This is a genomic window from Mesorhizobium sp. WSM4841 (assembly GCF_055811515.1).
The window spans coordinates 156,067-172,887 of sequence record NZ_JBVVQC010000001.1 but is presented as its reverse complement, the minus strand read 5'-3'; the positions used below and the strand labels follow the sequence as shown (position 1 = coordinate 172,887).

General features: G+C 57.4%; 14 protein-coding genes. 12 read left to right on the top strand and 2 right to left on the bottom strand.

From position 1 onward, the window contains the following. The 8 genes from AC0L14_RS00800 to AC0L14_RS00765 all read left to right on the top strand — a co-directional run bounded on the left by AC0L14_RS00800 (nt 1) and on the right by AC0L14_RS00765 (nt 7,684). Nucleotides 1–756, top strand: a complete 756-nt coding sequence (locus tag AC0L14_RS00800) for a glycosyltransferase family 2 protein (protein WP_473748393.1) — start codon at nt 1–3, stop codon at nt 754–756. An 80-nt stretch (nt 757–836) separates the two neighbouring features. Then, nucleotides 837–1,604 carry an FkbM family methyltransferase gene (locus tag AC0L14_RS00795; protein ID WP_473748391.1) on the top strand — a complete coding sequence of 256 codons (768 nt, stop codon included), beginning with the start codon at nt 837–839 and terminating at the stop codon, nt 1,602–1,604. Nucleotides 1,605–1,698: 94 nt separating this feature from the next. Continuing rightward, on the top strand, nt 1,699–2,970 hold the full coding sequence (locus AC0L14_RS00790; RefSeq protein WP_473748390.1) for a lipopolysaccharide biosynthesis protein: 1,272 nt from the start codon (nt 1,699–1,701) through the stop codon (nt 2,968–2,970). Next, complete coding sequence (locus tag AC0L14_RS00785; protein WP_473748389.1) at nt 2,967–3,704, top strand: FkbM family methyltransferase; 738 nt, start codon at nt 2,967–2,969, stop codon at nt 3,702–3,704. Before AC0L14_RS00790 ends, AC0L14_RS00785 begins: the two co-directional genes overlap by 4 nt. A gap of 29 nt (nt 3,705–3,733) precedes the next feature. Beyond that, complete coding sequence (locus AC0L14_RS00780) at nt 3,734–4,648, top strand: hypothetical protein (RefSeq protein ID WP_473748387.1); 915 nt, start codon at nt 3,734–3,736, stop codon at nt 4,646–4,648. Between the two features lie 88 nt (nt 4,649–4,736). Continuing rightward, complete coding sequence (locus AC0L14_RS00775; RefSeq protein ID WP_473748385.1) at nt 4,737–5,477, top strand: methyltransferase domain-containing protein; 741 nt, start codon at nt 4,737–4,739, stop codon at nt 5,475–5,477. 29 nt (nt 5,478–5,506) lie between these two features. Continuing rightward, nucleotides 5,507–6,583 carry a glycosyltransferase family protein gene (locus AC0L14_RS00770; protein WP_473748383.1) on the top strand — a complete coding sequence of 359 codons (1,077 nt, stop codon included), beginning with the start codon at nt 5,507–5,509 and terminating at the stop codon, nt 6,581–6,583. Between the two features lie 270 nt (nt 6,584–6,853). Next, the gene (locus AC0L14_RS00765) at nt 6,854–7,684 is read left to right on the top strand and encodes a hypothetical protein (RefSeq protein WP_473748382.1); all 831 of its coding nucleotides are present in this window, start codon (nt 6,854–6,856) and stop codon (nt 7,682–7,684) included. 6 nt (nt 7,685–7,690) lie between these two features. Here AC0L14_RS00765 and AC0L14_RS00760 read toward each other — a convergent pair whose 3' ends face one another. Next, entirely contained in the window at nt 7,691–8,914 is a 1,224-nt protein-coding gene (locus AC0L14_RS00760) for an O-antigen ligase family protein (RefSeq protein ID WP_473748381.1), read from the bottom strand. A gap of 5 nt (nt 8,915–8,919) precedes the next feature. Further along, a complete protein-coding gene (locus AC0L14_RS00755; RefSeq protein WP_473748379.1) occupies nt 8,920–10,878 on the bottom strand; it encodes an acyltransferase family protein in 1,959 nt (652 codons plus the stop codon). Between the two features lie 589 nt (nt 10,879–11,467). Here AC0L14_RS00755 and AC0L14_RS00750 point away from each other — a divergent pair. Genes AC0L14_RS00750 through AC0L14_RS00735 form a run of 4 tightly spaced genes read left to right on the top strand, consistent with a single transcriptional unit; the run spans nt 11,468 to nt 16,612 of the window. Further along, nucleotides 11,468–12,232 carry a class I SAM-dependent methyltransferase gene (locus AC0L14_RS00750; protein WP_473748377.1) on the top strand — a complete coding sequence of 255 codons (765 nt, stop codon included), beginning with the start codon at nt 11,468–11,470 and terminating at the stop codon, nt 12,230–12,232. Next, nucleotides 12,229–13,203 carry an NAD-dependent epimerase/dehydratase family protein gene (locus AC0L14_RS00745; protein WP_473748375.1) on the top strand — a complete coding sequence of 325 codons (975 nt, stop codon included), beginning with the start codon at nt 12,229–12,231 and terminating at the stop codon, nt 13,201–13,203. Before AC0L14_RS00750 ends, AC0L14_RS00745 begins: the two co-directional genes overlap by 4 nt. Continuing rightward, the gene (locus AC0L14_RS00740; protein ID WP_473748374.1) at nt 13,200–14,375 is read left to right on the top strand and encodes a glycosyltransferase family 4 protein; all 1,176 of its coding nucleotides are present in this window, start codon (nt 13,200–13,202) and stop codon (nt 14,373–14,375) included. Before AC0L14_RS00745 ends, AC0L14_RS00740 begins: the two co-directional genes overlap by 4 nt. Beyond that, on the top strand, nt 14,372–16,612 hold the full coding sequence (locus tag AC0L14_RS00735) for an AGE family epimerase/isomerase (RefSeq protein ID WP_473748372.1): 2,241 nt from the start codon (nt 14,372–14,374) through the stop codon (nt 16,610–16,612). The genes AC0L14_RS00740 and AC0L14_RS00735 overlap by 4 nt, the downstream gene beginning before the upstream one ends. The last annotated feature ends 209 nt before the right edge of the window (nt 16,613–16,821 follow it).

Genomic DNA, 16,821 nt, shown 5'->3' with positions numbered 1-16,821 from the left:
GTGAAAATCTCGGTCTTGACCGTCTGTTGGAACTCCGCGGCGACAATCAGGCATACGATCGATAGCTTTTTTTCCCAGGATCATCAGGACAAAGAACTGGTGATCGTCGACGGCGGATCGTCGGATGAGACGTTGTCAATTATCCGGTCTTACCCACCGGACCAGATCCGGCTGATCAGCGAGCCCGACAGCGGAATGTATGATGCACTCAACAAGGGGCTGCGTCTCTATACCGGAGACGCGGTAGGCGTGCTGAATTCAGACGATTGCTTTCACGATCGCACAGTGCTGGGACGGATATCGGCAGGGCTCGAGGCAGCCGACATCGTGCATGGTGACCTGGATTTTGTTGAAGACCATCTGAGCAAGCGGGTCGTACGCCGTTGGCGTGCTGCGGCCCGACCCGCCAAGGGCTTTCGGACCGGATGGATGCCGGCCCATCCAACGTTCTACGTCAAGCGGAAGGTTGCGGACGCGGTCGGTGCATTCGATCTCAGCCTCAAAGTGGCATCGGATTATGATTGGATGTTGAGAGCTGTTGAACTCCACGGATTCGAGACCGCTGCAACCAGCCACGTGTTGGTGGACATGATGGTTGGCGGGGCCAGCACAAGGAGCTTCCGTTCGCACATCGGGCACAACCTGGAAGCGCTACGCTCTCGACGCCGTTGGCTTGGGGCAGGGCCTCTTGACTACGCGCTTGTTGCGAAGCCAATGCGCAAACTCGGACAGTTCGTTTTCGCAAGGCGAGGTTAGCCGAATATGCGTCTTGAAGCCTTTAACTTGGCGGCCGTCTGTATCCTTCGCTCAGGCCGCCCTGAACCTGCCAATCCTAGATGCCGAAGCAACAAGCCTTTGCCGCCGCGCCTGGCATTCTGGCTGCGAAAGATGCAATGGAGTCACCTACAATGTTGAGCGATGTAAGATTCTGGGCCGCCAAATCCGGCCTGATACAAGGGCTGCGCGACATTCCCCTTCATTTTCAGCGTCGGGAAAGTTATTCCCAGCACGGCGAGGACACCTTCCTCCTCAACACCATCTTCAAGGACCAGGGGCGTCCCGGTCGATATCTCGATATCGGCGCTTCCCACCCGGTCCGGATCTCGAATACGTACTTGCTGCATCGCATGGGCTGGTCCGGAATCGTCGTCGAGCCGATCAGCCGTCTCCTTCGCCTTCATCAGCGCTGGCGTCCGCGTGATACACACGTCCAGTGCCTCATCGGGGAGACGGACAGTGTCGCGGAGTTCTTCTTGATGTATCCGTCGGTACTCTCAACCACATCGCCCGAACAATACGAGCGTGTGGTTGCAGCCGGCTATCGTTTGATTGAGCGCCTCGAACTCCCTCAATTGACGCTGGGCACACTGCTTCACAAATACGGCGAGGGAAAACGGATCGATTTTGCGAGCGTTGACATCGAGGGGGTCGATTGGATCGTAGCCAAGCAGATTGGCGAACTCGACGAGAAACTGGTTCCGCGTTGTCTGTGCATCGAATCGAATGATGAAGACGCAAATCTGCGCGTGACCAGCCTGTTGCGCGACGTTTATCGAAACAAGAAACGCATGGGCGCGAATACGATATTCTGGAATGAGATGTGAGAGGGCCAAGCATCCTCCACTTCCCCGCGATGGCTTTTCTACAATTGGCGCAATCAGCGGGAGCCGCCAATTTTGCTATACTCAGTAGCCAAACATGTTCCGCAGCATCCTGACCGTTTTATCGGGGTCAGTGATTGCGCAGCTCATCGCAATTGCAGTCCTTCCGGCCTTGACACGCCTGTATGACGCCGAAGCCTTCGGCCGATACCAGATCTATCTGTCGGTCCTGAACGTGGCGATCATGTTTGCCGCTTTTCGGTACGAAGTCGCACTGCTTGGCGCAAGGCCGGGGCGGGTTTTGGAAAACCTGCTGAAGCTGACATTTCGGCTATGTATCTTAACCGGTGTGGTGGCCGTTCTCGTCGCCGGTGTCGCCGATCTGTGGATGCCGAACGCAGTGTCGCCCCTCCGCGACATTATCTTTATCCTGCCCGCCGCAATGATTGTGGCGGGGCTCTACCAGATGTTCTCCTATTTGCCGATCCGCGATCGGAATTACAGCCTCAGCGCGCGTTCGAAGATCTTGCAGTCGGCAGGCTTTTCCGTTGGCGCGCTTGGGTGTGCCATATTCCCTTTCATGGGAGTTGGTCTTGTTTTAGCCGATATCTTTGGCAGGGCCGCTGGGAGCATTGCTATCCTCGTTCGCAGCGGCAATCTCTGGCGGATCCTGATCTCTCCCATCTCATTTTCTGCGATGAAATTTACGGCAATTCGCTTCAAGGAATTTGGATTCTTCACCTTTCCGGGAACACTTTTGTCCGCGCTCGGTGCCGCCGTCGTGCCATTCGCCTTTCTTGCACTGTTCAACCTGGAAGTTGCAGGACAGTACGCCCTCGTCGAACGGTTCATTTTAATGCCGGTTGCCATCGTCGCCGTGGCCGTATCGCAGGTCTTCACTGGTGAATTCACGAAACTTTATCGGACTGATAAAGACGGGTTAAATGGCGCATTTCGACGGGCGCTCTTTCAACTTCTTGCCATTGGCCTGTTGCCGACGGTGCTGGGGATGGTGTTCTCGCCAAGCGTCGTCCCGTTCGTCTTTGGTGCCGATTGGGCTATGGCCGGCAGTCTCTGTGCCATTGCGTTTCCAATCGCCTATGTGCGCTTCGTCGCGACGTCGTTGACGATGACTCTCATCATTGTCGAGCGACAATCGCTCCAGTTTATCTGGGAAATAGGTCGGTTCCTTTTCACTCTGTTGGTCTTTGGCTGGCTCGGCTGGGCTCGGGTCGACAATCCGCTCACCGTCATGATCTGGTACGGACTGGCGACCGCTGTCACCTATGCTCTTCAACTTGCGTTGGCTGACCGTGCAACGATGATAATCAATTTGCGGGCGAGGGAGAGTGGAGTGACGATGTCATGAGGGTGGGTTTGACGTTCGCTGCGCAGCGAGTTTTCAATATGTTTGGCTACCATTTGAGCAAGCTTGAGAGCGGTGTCCGCATCGATGACTCATTCGAGGAGCAATTGCGTCTTGCAGGCGATACCATTGCCACCATCTTCGAGGTAGGATCAGCGGACGGACGGGATACGCGCACATATGCCGACAGGTGCACGAAGGCGATCGTTCATGCCTTTGAGCCTTTGCCTGAAAACTTTGCCAAGCTCCGCAACATTGCCGAGCACGAGCCACGTATCGTTCCCATTAACATGGCGGTCTCTTCGAAAGCCGGAACTGCGTCCTTCCATGTCGCGGCGCTTGCTGATGCCAGCTCCCTCTTCAGTGCTCGTAGTACTGGCTCAACATTTGATAAGTACACATCAAAAAAAGAAATAATAGAAGTTAAGGTTACAACCATAGAAGAATATTGTGTAAAAGAAAAGATAGAACGTATTGATATCCTTAAGATGGATGCGCAAGGAGCTGAGCTTGAAATTTTAAAGGGCGCGGAAAATATAATCATGAAGAGAAATATATCTCTTATTTACTCAGAGGTTAATTTTATGAGAATATATGATGGGTCCTGCCAGTTCCACGAGGTGACAGCCTACCTTGAGCAATTCAACTACCGGCTCCACGCGATTTACAACCAGCACCATAACCAGTTCGGCCGGCTGGCCTGGGCTGACGCGATCTACCTGCCGAACATTGACTGAGTTTCGGCGTTTTCGATAAGGCAGCGCTCATGGCACATCTTTACGGCTATCCCGATATCGGCCGCTTCGGTCTCGGTCACAGCATGCTCGCTTGGGCGCGCTGTGAGATATGGTGTCGAGAGAACGATGCGCAGATGCTCGGGCCGCGTTGGTTCCGCCCACGTATCGGTCCCTACTTGCGCCGCGAACGGGACAAGCGCGAGTATTTCAGGCTCTTCAACAATAAGGGCTATGTCGGTGAACCGTGGCGAACCGCACTGCTCGCAACTGCACGAAAGGTTCCGGCAGAAGCGGCTGCATCCGCTCCATATGACGGTGGGAATACGGTCGTTGTTTTCAAGAACACCGTGGCATCAAACTTCGAAAAACATTTCCATGAAGTCCGCGGTCACGGTCCGGTGCTGTATGACGCGTTTCGCCGGATCACCCGCAAAAAGTACCTGCCACAAGCGCCTGCCACGCCCTTCCTGGCTGTCCATGTCCGCCTTGGCGACTTCTCCCGTTTCGACGTGAGCCAGGTGGAGGCGAAGACGCACAACCAGCGGCTTCCGATCGAATGGTATTGCGATAGCCTTGTCGCCCTTCGTGAGGGACTGGGCACGAACATGCCGGCCCGTGTGTTTTCCGACGGAGATGATGCCGACCTTGTTCCACTGCTCCGTCTGCCGGATGTGCGCCGGGCCAATGACGCGGAATCGGTCACGCACATGCTGGAAATGGCTCAGGCAAATGCGATCATCGGAGCAGGCTCGAACTTCAATCTGTGGGCTGCCTTTTTTGGGCAGGTTCCGCGGATCACCTACCCAAACCAGGCGATCGTCGTGGTAAATGACGATCCAACGCGCGAGACGAGTTTCCGCGATGATGCGTCCCTTCCTGACGCCTTCGTAAATCACGTGAAGGACCAGTTCATGCGGCGAGAAAAACAGGGCGAACTAACCTAGAGGTTGCCAGTGCAAGCCGTAACAGCACTATGATCTTGATCTATTTTCGATGTTCCGGTCTCTACCGGTTTGCAGGACAAGGGGTGCGGTGATTCTCAGGTCGTTTATTGGTTGGAACAGGAGCGCCGCCGCCTGGCTCGAACGCCGCTTTCCCGGAATTTTTGGCGCGCCGTCCTACAAAGCGGAGCTCGAACGGCGTATCGCAGACGACATTGCGCGCCTGACGCCATCTGCGATCCTTGAGGTCGGTGGGATCGACCGGCCGCTCCTGGAGCGGGGTAATGGCTTCACCTATATCGGTCTCGACATCGAGGAAAAGCCAGACTGCTATCGGATCTACGATCGATTTGTTGTCCAGTCCATCGAGCAGCCCGGCGACATTCAAGCAGACATGCTCATTTCGATCACATTGATGGAGCACGTGCCGGACAACAGGGCGGCGGCGCGTTCGATGTTTTTGGTGTTAAGGCCGGATGGCGTGATGCACCACTATATCCCGTCGAAGTGGCACCCCTATTCGGTAGCGTTGCGGCTCGTCGGACCCGTTATGCAAAAATGGCTTATTCCGTATCTTAGACCGGCTGCAGTCGGTGTTACCGGATACCCGGCCTTCTTTGACCACTGCTCTCCCTCGGACATGGCGAAGGTATTTCGCAGCCAAGGTTTTATCCAGGTCGACGCCAAGCCGTTTTACCGTGCCAGCGATTATTTTGCTTTCTTCCTGCCAGCCTACGTTTCCGTCGCTCTGTTCGAGAATCTTTGCGCGGCCCTGGACTGGCGCATCTTCTGTTCCGGCTTTGTCATCAGCGCGACAAAACCCGCCCGCTAGCTACACAGCAGATCAACAAGAACGGCGTCATGCAAATCTTTCAAAACTCCGGGATCGCCTCAAGCTATCGGCCCCGACTTGCCGGTCTCGTCGCGGAGATCATCGGGTTCGAACAGCAAAAGGACGTGTTCTTGAATGATCGTTACGGTGCAGCACATATCCTTTTGCCGGTACTCGGCCGTCATCCGGAGGCGTTCTTTACGAACGGCGACGACGAATCGCTGCAGCGGGCGTGGGCACGCGAAAACGGGCTTGGTCCAGACACGCCGCTGGCCGATATCCTTCTTGCCCAGATCGAGCATCACAAGACGGATGTCTTCTACAATCTCGACCCATTTCGCTACGACGCCGCTTTTGTGAGCCGCTTACCTGGGCACGTGAGACGAAAGATTGCCTGGCGCGCCGCGCCAGGCAAGATTGACTTTTCCGGCTATGATCTCGTGCTTTGCAATTTTCCGTCGATGCGACAGCTTTGGGAGGAACAGGGCGCCAGAACCGCTCACTTCTTTCCGGCTCACGATCCGGAACTCGACAGTGTGGCCGCGAATCGCGACAGGGACATCGATGTCCTTTTCTTCGGTGGCTACAGCCGTCATCACCAACGTCGGCGGCAGATCTTGGAAGCTGTCGCAGGTCTTTCCAGCCGCCATCGTGTTGTTTTCCATTTGGACCTGTCACGCTACACGCCACTCGCCGAGACGCCGCTTGGCTGGTTCGGTCCTCTGAAAGCGGTACGCCGCCCACGTGCGATCCGCAACGTCAGCGCGCCCCCTGTGTTCGGGCGTGCCATGTATGAACAGCTTAGAAGAGCCAAGATCGTGGTCAATGCTTCGATCGACATGGCCGGCCCGGACCGTGGCAACATGCGTTGTTTCGAAACGATGAGCGCCGGAGCTCTGCTGGTTTCTGACTCTGGCAACTATCCCGCGTCGATGCGCGACGGGGAAACCATGGTCGTCTATGAACAGCTGAAGGACGCAGTGGAAAAAATCGAGCGGCAACTGGACGAGGGAAGCTGGGACAGAATCGGTTGGACCGGGCACCGCGCGATTCGTGAAGAATACAGCAAGAAACGACAATTTGAGCAGTTTGTCGAACTGGTTTAGCGGATGATTCGATCGTGTTTTTACGTCTGGTATTGACATGCGTTTTGCGTCTCACCCACTGCGCCGCCATCACGTAACGCGACGAGACGCGGTTATTGACAAGGGTCGCGATCTGATCCTCGTGGTATGGCGTCGTCTGATTGCTCTTTGAAATTCGCGGGCAATGCGCCCTGTATCGCTTCCCCGCGCTCGGCATCGAGTTCCGCCCGGCCCGTTACCGACAAGTCTGGAATATGTGAGAGTCGGGTGCGCAAAGTCCACGAATGCGCGATGCCGGATATCGCCGTCATGTTTCAAAGGATAATATTCTGTGTGATATGCATTCTTGCCGGTTCTTGGTCCGCGACGGCGCAGACGCACGCTCAATTCAAGCTGTTCGAGAGTTTGCTTTTCTCCGGCGAGCCGCCCGATTTCCGTTTATTTGGGTTCGACCATCTCACGCTCGCCACCCCTCATGTGCTGGGATTCGATGTTCCCCGGACCGACCAGGTGCAGAAAGCCCTAGCGCTGCCGCGGACCAACAAATTCATGGCGATCGACATCGAGCACTGGCCGCTGAGTGGCACCGCCGTGGATCGTGCGTCATCCATTGCCAAATACAGAGCGACGCTCAGCGCCATAAAGCAGGCTGATCCGAGCCTCAAGCTCGGGCTCTACAGCATTCTGCCGATCGCAGACTACTGGCGAGCAAATGGCTCCGAAGGAAACGATGCATTCAGGGACTGGAAATCGCGGAACGATGAGATCGCGTCCGCTCTCATCCCCCATGTCGATGTGCTTTTTCCTTCTCTTTATACGGCCTATCGCGACAAGGACGCCTGGGTGGTCTTCGCGCGAGCCAACATCGAGGAAGCGCGAAGAATATCACAGGGAAAGCCTGTCTATTGCTTCCTATGGCCGCAGTTTCATAGCACCAGGGCCTTTCTGCCGGGCGATTACTGGTACGCCCAACTGGACACCTGCAGGAAATTCGCCGACGGGATCGTGATCTGGGGCACCATCGCCCTCAGTCCTACCTATCGGCCCGAAAAATGGGACGAAAAGGCGGAATGGTGGCATGCCACCTTGAGATTCCTTCGCGAGTTGGGCAAGATTCCCTAGAGTCCGTCACACGCGGGCGTGAAACGAGCGTTGAACGGTTCTGTTCGAGCGCGGAAGCGCTGTTAGCGAGCGAGGCTCGAAGCTCTTGCTGGCCGCCAACAGAATCGAGGTCAGCACAAACAGGCTGTCTGCCGCCCATATCGCACCTGAAGTCTGCAAGAATGCGAAAGAAACGAAGTACATAATCGTATAGAAGGTGAGATAGGCCCTAAATTTCATCGCCCTGTACATCGACATGGCTATCACGATGAAAAGCGGAATGGCCCCCACCAGGCCCAGCGCCATGAGTATTTCAATGATGATGTTGTGAGGGTACAGGCCCGGCCCCCAGTTCATGTCGATAAAGTGCTTGCCGATGATAGGGCTATCGAGGAAGTCGGAAATCGCCGTGCGTTGCACATTAAAGCGCTCCAAAGCTGCAGTGTCCCATTGCGCAATGACAAGGTCACTCATGCGCCGAACCAGGAAGTTGTCCTGCGGCAAGTACATCAAGCCGCCAAGCAAGAAGGATACCAAAATCCAAAGGCGGGATGGGCGGGAAACCGCATAGACAGCCGAAGCGACTATCACTCCAACGAAGGCGGCGCGGGATCCCGACAGGAACAAGGCGGCTATCGAACCGACGATGATCGCCACATGCACCACGTATTCGATAAGGCGTGGCTTATATTCGATTACGAAAAAAAATGCTGCGATTGCGACAGTGCAGGTAAAATGCCCAAGCAAAACCGCATTAACGAATTCAGAAGCATACCTGACGTTAGAGTCGTCCGTGCCTTGGGTGTTCAGGAGTCCATTGCTATACGCATAGAAGAATGCCGGAAGGAACAATATGCCGGAAAAAGAGATCATAAGTACGATTCTTTTTTGAATAGAGAGTATGTATTCAGAGTATGATCCAAGAGCAAAAGCTGGGATGACGACGGATGATAGATAAAATTGAATAGCTACTAGCGCATATTCGTTGTATTGATATGCGTAGTCGTATACAAGCCTGGCGAAATATAATATGAAGAACGCAAGCAACATTTTGTTAGTTTTGAATTTTTTATCGGAGACTGCAGCAAGTATCAAAAATATCGACATTAGGGCGATAATCATTCTTACAGCAATGGAGGCGATATTATTACCTAAGCCGGCAACGGTGGTATACATTCCCAGTAAAGGATAGCCTACCAGCGCCCATAGGAGCACGATTTCCACCAACCGCTTTTGAATGGATACGAGCATTTCGCTTACTCGCTTTTCAAGCGCTGCATGGCCAACGCTTCAGAGAAGATGGAGCGAAAGCGGAACAATTCTGCTTGCGCAATATGGCTGGCGTCCGCAAACACGGATCGTCCATCCAGAACATAATTGCATCGATTTGCATCGCACAACACCGTGTCCGGACGGGCGAAGCCGATATCGCGGCGCGCTCCGAAATGTTGGATGATCTCCTCATGCTGCCGCTGGAACGCATCTGCCGGCAGATAGGTCGGTTTTCCAAGTGGCCGGCCGAAGGCGAGATCACGGCTCAATTCGGAAGGAAGATCCCATCCGGGGTAAGCTATCGGGCCGATCAGAACGACTTTCTTGCCAAACTCCTGCAGGCGACCGATCAGATCGTCCAGCCCGCGAACGAGTTCTGCGTCATTCCTATTGTCGACCGTCTTTCCGTCCGCATCGACCAGTCCGTTCTCTGCATGTGCCCAGTTCAAGCCAAGAATAACGGTCCTCACGTTTGAAATTTTGCCAAGCTCACTGAGATTGGCGGCGGCCACATCGATACATTCACGCGAGATATTGACGGACACGGTCGGCAGGCAGCCGTTTGCCGGAACCAGGAGACCGGGCAACCCTTCTTCGACAAATATGGACTCCCAGACAGGCGCATACATTTGTGCATGCGAATTCCCCAACAGAACAACCTTTGCGTCAGAAGGGTTGCGAGTGGGAAGGTTCAGCACACAGGCGCGCGACTGGCCCACCCGCAGGAAATTTGGGACCGGGCAACGATAGTTAGTTCCGACAGCCGCATTGATGGCCGCGGCTTCACCGCTCATCCGGCCGGGCAGCCCATTGGACCAGATCAGCACCGACGCCATCACCACGAGGGCACCGGCGCCGGCGCCAGCAGCGAGACACACGGTTCGTGCCGCCATGGCTCGGCTACGAAAAGGGCGCTCAACATATCGCCATGAGACAATGGCGCAGATGGCCATGCCGGCCACGGCAATCGTCATCTCGCCGATGTTGAGGTCGCGGACGAGATAATATTGCGACAGGACGATGAAGGGCCAATGCCAGAGATAAAGCGAATAGGAGATCAATCCGACAAAGGCGAGCGGGCTGGCCGCTATTATTCGGTTGATGGACGGTTGCTGAACCTGACCAGCGGCGATCAAAAACATCGTGCCGATGACCACGGGTAGCGCGGCAGGTACGGAGCCATACGTCTGAACGGGGGTGACGATGCCAATGAGGACTGCAACCGCCCCGATTGCCCCGAGAAGGCTGGCGACGGTTCCTCGCGGCGTCAGGCTGGGCGGCAGAAGAGCAACCATAGCACCGGTTCCAAGCTCCCACGCCCGGGTAGGCAGCAGGAAAAATGCCGGCGATGCGCCACCTATCCTGAGGGCCAGGCAGTTGGCTGCCAGAGACACAAGAGTGAGCAGTGCGATTGCGGGGAAAGTCGCGCGGGGCCAAAAGCGGGCAAATGCCGCAATGAGCAGGGGAAAAATGATATAGAACTGTTCCTCGACACCCAATGACCAGACATGCAGGAGCGGCTTGGTCTCGGCAGCCCTCGAAAAATAGTCCGTATCTCTCCAGAAATAGATATTTGCCACGAAGCCAAGTGTGGCGAGCATGCTCTTTCCATATCCTTTCAAGTCGGCAGGCAGCAGCAAGACGATCGCGGCCATGGTGGTGAAAAACAGCAGGAGGAGAAGAGCCGGCATGATCCTGCGGATCCGCCGTTCATAGAACCGTAAGATCGAGAACTGCCCCTTGAGCGCCTCACGCCATAATATCAGGGTGATCAGATATCCCGAGAGCACGAAAAAGATATCGACGCCCAGATATCCTCCCGACAACCATGATCTCGACAGGTGGAATGCTATCACCGATGTGACAGCAATTGCGCGCAGGCCGTCGACGTCCGCCCGATACCCAATGACGTGCGAATCCGCGCTTCCAACTCTGGTGTGCATGTTGAATATTCAGGTCCCCGAGGCAGTGCCTCGTCTATAGAAGAACCAGAGCCGGGGCGCTACTCTCAGGTTCTGCGATAATCACCACCTGCGGACGGGACTCGGGGAGCGAGGAACTTAGCTTCGTAAAGGCGAGAGGGCGTTTTGCGCGGACGAGGTTCGCGCGGTTCGAACTCTCTTGACCTGAACTTGACGAATTTTAAAACGGTAGCTTAGCTGGACGTCTCGAACAACCTCCTGACTGAACGATGATCGACGCTGGAAATTATCCGCCTTTGTGGTGGACGGTCGAAGCATGCAAGCCTATGACCGAGCGCTGTCGCATTCGTCAAGCTGAGCCTTGGCGGCGGCTGCTGTGGCCGCATCTGACAAATCTGACGAGGAGATCGAGATTGTTGTGACCGAGATCGTTGTGACAAAGGACGTGCCGCCTTACGCAGTTGTCGCCGAAATCCGGCGCGGATGATCGAGCATATGGTTTCTCTCGATGCCTGAAGCGGCCATGACCTGGGAAGATGCCGTCCGCTGGTGCATGAGCGAGCCTTCGATGAAGGAACTCGCCCGCGCCGCTTATTTCGACGATCCGGTCGTGGCCGCGCAGCGCTATCACGAAAGCGCGGAGTTCGACGCGGTTCGCGACATGATCCCGCGCAAGGTGGGCCGTGCTCTCGATCTTGGCGCCGGCAACGGCATACTCTCCTACGCCCTGGCGCGCGAAGGGTGGTCGGTAACCGCAGTTGAGCCTGATCCGAGCGCACTCGTCGGTGCCGCTGCGATCCGGGCGCTTGCCGAAAGCACAGGCACGCCCATCGATGTGCTCGAAGCGTTTGGGGAGGCGATCCCGTTGTCCGCCGCAGGCTATGATTTGGTCGTCGCACGGCAGGTGCTGCATCATGCCCATGATCTTCCGGCTTTCTGCCGCGAAATGGCGCGTCTGTCTCGCGAAGGCGCGACGGTGCTGTCGTTGCGTGACCACGTGGTCTCCGGGCCGCAGCAACTCGAGCCTTTCCTGAGCGCACACCCGCTTCATCATCTCTACGGCGGAGAGAACGCCTTTACGCTGGCGGGCTACCGCGCTGCAATCGAGGGGGCCGGGCTGACGATCGATCGCGAACTGATCTCGTTTCGGTCCGTCGTGAATTATGACCCAATGATACCATCCGAGATTCGCGAGAGGCTCGCCAAAATCTTTGGTGCGTTTTCCCCGGTTGTTCGCCTGGCCCTTTCGACTGTGCCCTTTGGTGTCGTCGCCAGGGTCGCCGCCCTGCTTGACCGCCGGCCTGGGCGCCTGGTCTCTTTCCTCTGCCACAAGCACGGGCCTTTGCCACAAGCAGGGGAAGGACTGATTTCTTGACACAATCAAAAGAGGCCAAGCTTGTCTGGGTGACTGGAGCCGGCGGTTTCATCGGCCTGCACCTCGCTCGTTTTCTTGCTCAAAAGGGGTGCCATGTCATCGGCTTCGGTCGAAAACAAGCACCGGGTTTTGCGTTGGCGACCGGCGGCGTATTTTTTTCCGGTGGAATAGCCGTGGAAACGATGGATACGGCTCTGGCAGCGCATGGTCGCCCGTCAGCCGTGTATCATTTGGCGGGTGGCGCAACGGTCGGCCAGTCGATTGCCGATCCCCTCAAGGACTTTGAACAAAGCGTTGTCTCTGCGGCTCGTGTCCTCGATTTCTTGCGCCGCCACGCACCCGATGCACCTGTCGTTCTTGCATCCTCCGCCGCCGTCTATGGCGGCGGGCATGCCGGTTCGATCAGGGTCGACGCGGCGCTCGATCCCTATTCTCCCTATGGCTATCACAAACGTATGGTTGAGGAGCTTGGCCGGTCATATTGTGCCGCATACGGCCAGCCAGTCTCGGTGGCTCGCCTCTTTTCGGTCTATGGCGAAGGGTTGCGCAAGCAACTGCTCTGGGATCTCTGCGGAAGGCTCGCGGCAGGCGAAACCCACATTGTGCTTGGCGGCACAGGTGCGGAAATGAGGGATTGGCATCATGTCTCGGATATCGTGCGGTTGATCCATCGCATTTTGCCTCAAGGCGAACCGCGCTTCGCCGTCTATAATGGCGGTGCGGGCGCTCCTGCGTCCGTCAGCACGATTTCCAGCATGGTTTTGGATGCCTGGGGAGGGAACCATCGCCTCTCGTTTTCTGGAGAATCCCGGCGGGGCGACCCTGTCAATCTGATCTCGGATCCCTCCGGCGTCCCGGAGGGGCTTCAGTTGCAGGTGCCGCTCGGCAGGGGCATTGCCGGCTATGTCGATTGGTATCGCGCTGAAATTCTCGCCGAGCCGGTCGGTCATCTGCGACGCTCCGCGCCTTGATTACCGTCGGCTTCACTCTCATCGGCCGCGGAACCTGGTCAGGCGGCGAGTCCTATCTACGCAACATGCTGAGCGTCATAGCCTCTGAGTTGCGTGGTAAGGTGCAGGCGAAACTGTTTCTTACCCCTGAGCAGCATTCAAGCATTGGCGCGTCCTTCGATCATATGTTGGCTGCGCCTGCTATTGTTGATGACCGGGTCACGGGCGCCGGGCTCGGCAGGCGAGGGCTGATCGCACTTGCTGGCGGAAGTGACCGTGCCTTCGCGGATCTTGTCGCTGCGCAATGCATCGATGTCGTGTTTGAAGTCGCCCAGTGGTTCGGCAACCGGTTTCCAGTGCCGGTCGTCTCCTGGATTCCGGATTTCCAGCACCGTCGTTTGCCGCACCTCTTTCCGCGTAGCGCCTGGTGGCGCAGGGATCTCGGCTATCGCCTGCAGACGTCCGGAAATCGCACCATAATGCTCTCGAGCGGGGACGCGCTGGCGGACTGCAAAAAATTCTATCCGACCTCGCGCAACAAGACCGCCGTCGTGCGTTTCGCTATCGATCTCGATCCCGGCGCCATCCTGGCGCATGCCGATGAGGCGCGCCAGGCACATGGTCTGCCCGCGCGTTTCTTCTTTCTGCCCAACCAGTTTTGGATCCACAAGAACCATAGGCTGGTCATAGAGGCGTTGAAGCATATAGACCAAATCGGGGCGCTGGGCTCCTTGCCGCCGATAATCCTCACGGGGCGCACCATCGATCCGCGCGACCCGACATTGTTCAAGCGCCTGATGGAGCTTGCGGAAACGCACCGGCTCGCAAGCCATTTTCGACACCTCGGATTGATTCCCTATGACGATGTCGTCGCCCTGATCGGTGCCGCGGACTATCTTCTGAACCCTTCCCACTTCGAGGGGTGGTCAACCACGGTCGAGGAAGCCAAGTCGCTGGGCACGCCGATGCTGCTATCCGACATTCCACTGCATCGCGAGCAGGCGCCGGAATCGCTTTTCTTCGCACCCGATAGTGCAGAAGCGCTGGCGCAGCGACTCCTGGAAGCCGCGCAGCGCCCACGCTTAGCCCGCGACAGTGTCGCCGTGCTACAAAGCCGGCAACAAATGCGCCGCCGAGACTACGCGGCAGCGCTCCTTGCTTTGTTTGAAAATGTCAGAGGTGTCACCCCATGACCGAGCGGATCGTCAGTTTTGTCATGAGTGGCGGTATCGGCTCACGACTGTGGCCGCTGTCGCGCGAGGACAATCCCAAGCAGTTCCATGATTTTTCCGGCGATGGCTCGATGCTGTTCAAGACCTTGCGCCGGCTGACGGCGCGGCCGAAGGGCGAAACGCCGGTCTTCCTGATTGCATCGGAGCGGCACGCCGACCGCGTCCACGCCGATCTCGCCGGCCTCGATCTTTCCGGCGGCGGCCCGTTGTTCGAACCGACCGGCCGCAACACTGCCGCCGCCGTTGCCTTGGCGACGCTGCGCACCTTGTCCGAATTTGGCGACAGCCTGGTGCTGGTGGTGCCGTCCGATCATGAGATCACGACCGCACGGCAATTCTGGCAGAGCGTGGAAAACGGCACCGGCGCGGCGCGTGCCGGCCGGCTGGTGGTGTTCGGCATCAAGCCCGGCCAGCCGGAGACCGGCTACGGCTATATCGAGGTCGCCGACGAGAAGGATGGCATCTATGATGTCTCGCGTTTCGTCGAGAAACCAGACCTCGCAACCGCGCAGAGCTATCTGGCGGCCGGCAATTTCTACTGGAACACCGGCATCTTCCTGTTTCGCGCCAGCGCCATGCGCGACGCCTTCACGGCTTTCGAGCCCGAGATCTGGAAGGCCACCGAACTTGCCTATCAGGCGGCGACGTCAGATCTTTCCGGTCTCTACATGCCTCTGGAACTCTACGCCGCCATTCCGTCGACGTCGATCGACTATGCGATCATGGAGCGTGCCAGCCACATCGCCATGGTGCCGGCCGGCTTCCGCTGGAACGATCTCGGTTCGTGGCAATCACTGCTCGATGTCGGTCCGTCCGACAATGACGGCAACGTCATCGTCGGCGATGTCGTCGCCATCGACTGCGAGAACTCCTACATCCGCAGCGACAGTCGCTTGCTCTCTGCCATCGGCTTGAGGGACGTTGCCATCGTCTCGACCGCCGATGCCACTTTCGTCGCCCCGGTCAGCCGCAGCCAGAACGTCAAGAAGATCGTCGAGCAGCTCGAAAAGAGCGGCCGGCTGGAAACCAGGTTCACACCCGCCGGCGACCGCGTGATCGAAAGCGGCGCCTGGCGGCGCCGTGTGCACCACTGGCTGTTTGAAGAGACGGTGCCGCTGTGGTCCACCGTCGGGGTCGATGAGCGCCATGGCGGCTTCCACGAGGTACTCGGTTTTGACGCCACACCGCTGATGAAGCCCAAGCGCATGCGCACCATGGCCAGGCAAGTCTACGCCTTCGCTGTCGCCAAGGCGCGCGGCTGGGACGGGCCCGCCGACCGGTTGATCAGCCACGGCCTCGAATTCATGAACAGGAACGGCCGCACCGACAATGGCGGCTGGGTGCGCACGTTTAATGTCGACGGCACGGTCGCCGACGCAGCCGAGGATGCCTACGATCATTCCTGCGTGCTCCTGGCGCTGGCGCATGCCCATATGGTCGGCAATCCTGATGCATTGCGGCTTGCCGAAGAAACGTTTTCGTTTCTCGACGCGCATCTCGAGGATCACCGCATGACCGGCTTTCTCGAAACGTCGAGCGGCGCCGGCGAACGCCGTTCCAACCCGCACATGCATCTGCTCGAGGCTTTTCTGGCCTGGCATCAAGCGACGGGCGAGCTCGCCTATCTTCGCCGCGCCGCGCGCATCGTCGATCTGTTTCGCAGCCATTTCTTCGATCCGGAAAGCTGGACGCTGGGCGAATATTTCGATGCCGAGTGGAGGCCGGCGGAGGGCGAGAAAGGGACATGGACGGAACCCGGCCACCATTTCGAATGGGCCTCGCTGCTGGTCGACTTCACCGGGCGCAGCGGCCAAAGTGACCTGACCGGCTTTGCCAGAAAGCTCTATGCCTCGGCCATCGCCAATGGGCTCAATCGCGCCACTGGCCTTGCCTATGGCGCCGTCTCGCGGCAAGGCCTGCCACTCGACCTTGTCTCGCGCAGTTGGCCGCAGGCCGAAGCGATCAAGGCGGCGATTGCACTGGATGGCTCAGGCGGTCCCGATCTCAAGCCCGAGATCGAAGCGCGTGTCGGTCGCCTGTTCCGTTGGCACATCAATCCGGCACCACTCGGCCTGTGGATAGACCGGATCGACGAGCGGGGCCGCTCGCTGGCGACCGATGTGCCGGCAAGTATCTTCTACCATCTGGTCTGTGCGCTGACCCAATATCTCGACAGCACCGCCGGCAAATCTCGATAGAGCAGTTGACGGGATAGGAGGTGGTTGCGCGGGCGTTTCCGTTGGCGAAATGCGCGCGCCTGGCCACGGCGGGGAGTAGGATATTGTCATTCAAGAAAATAGGCGTGCTGGCACTTGTTGCCTTGGCGTTGCGATTGGCTTCTTTGACATCATCGTGGAAGAAGGGACGGCTGTTCGTCCGCCAAAGCCGCAAGCGGCACTTGAGCCGT

Bases quoted from the DNA above. Each gene is read 5' to 3' on its own strand.
- AC0L14_RS00780 (WP_473748387.1), top strand. From the start codon at position 3,734: ATGGCACATCTTTACGGCTATCCCGATATCGGCCGCTTCGGTCTCGGT.
- AC0L14_RS00755 (WP_473748379.1), bottom strand. From the start codon at position 10,878: ATGCACACCAGAGTTGGAAGCGCGGATTCGCACGTCATTGGGTATCGG.
- AC0L14_RS00795 (WP_473748391.1), top strand. From the start codon at position 837: ATGCCGAAGCAACAAGCCTTTGCCGCCGCGCCTGGCATTCTGGCTGCG.
- AC0L14_RS00770 (WP_473748383.1), top strand. From the start codon at position 5,507: ATGCAAATCTTTCAAAACTCCGGGATCGCCTCAAGCTATCGGCCCCGA.
- AC0L14_RS00785 (WP_473748389.1), top strand. From the start codon at position 2,967: ATGAGGGTGGGTTTGACGTTCGCTGCGCAGCGAGTTTTCAATATGTTT.
- AC0L14_RS00765 (WP_473748382.1), top strand. From the start codon at position 6,854: ATGCCGGATATCGCCGTCATGTTTCAAAGGATAATATTCTGTGTGATA.
- AC0L14_RS00760 (WP_473748381.1), bottom strand. From the start codon at position 8,914: ATGCTCGTATCCATTCAAAAGCGGTTGGTGGAAATCGTGCTCCTATGG.
- AC0L14_RS00735 (WP_473748372.1), top strand. From the start codon at position 14,372: ATGACCGAGCGGATCGTCAGTTTTGTCATGAGTGGCGGTATCGGCTCA.
- AC0L14_RS00790 (WP_473748390.1), top strand. From the start codon at position 1,699: ATGTTCCGCAGCATCCTGACCGTTTTATCGGGGTCAGTGATTGCGCAG.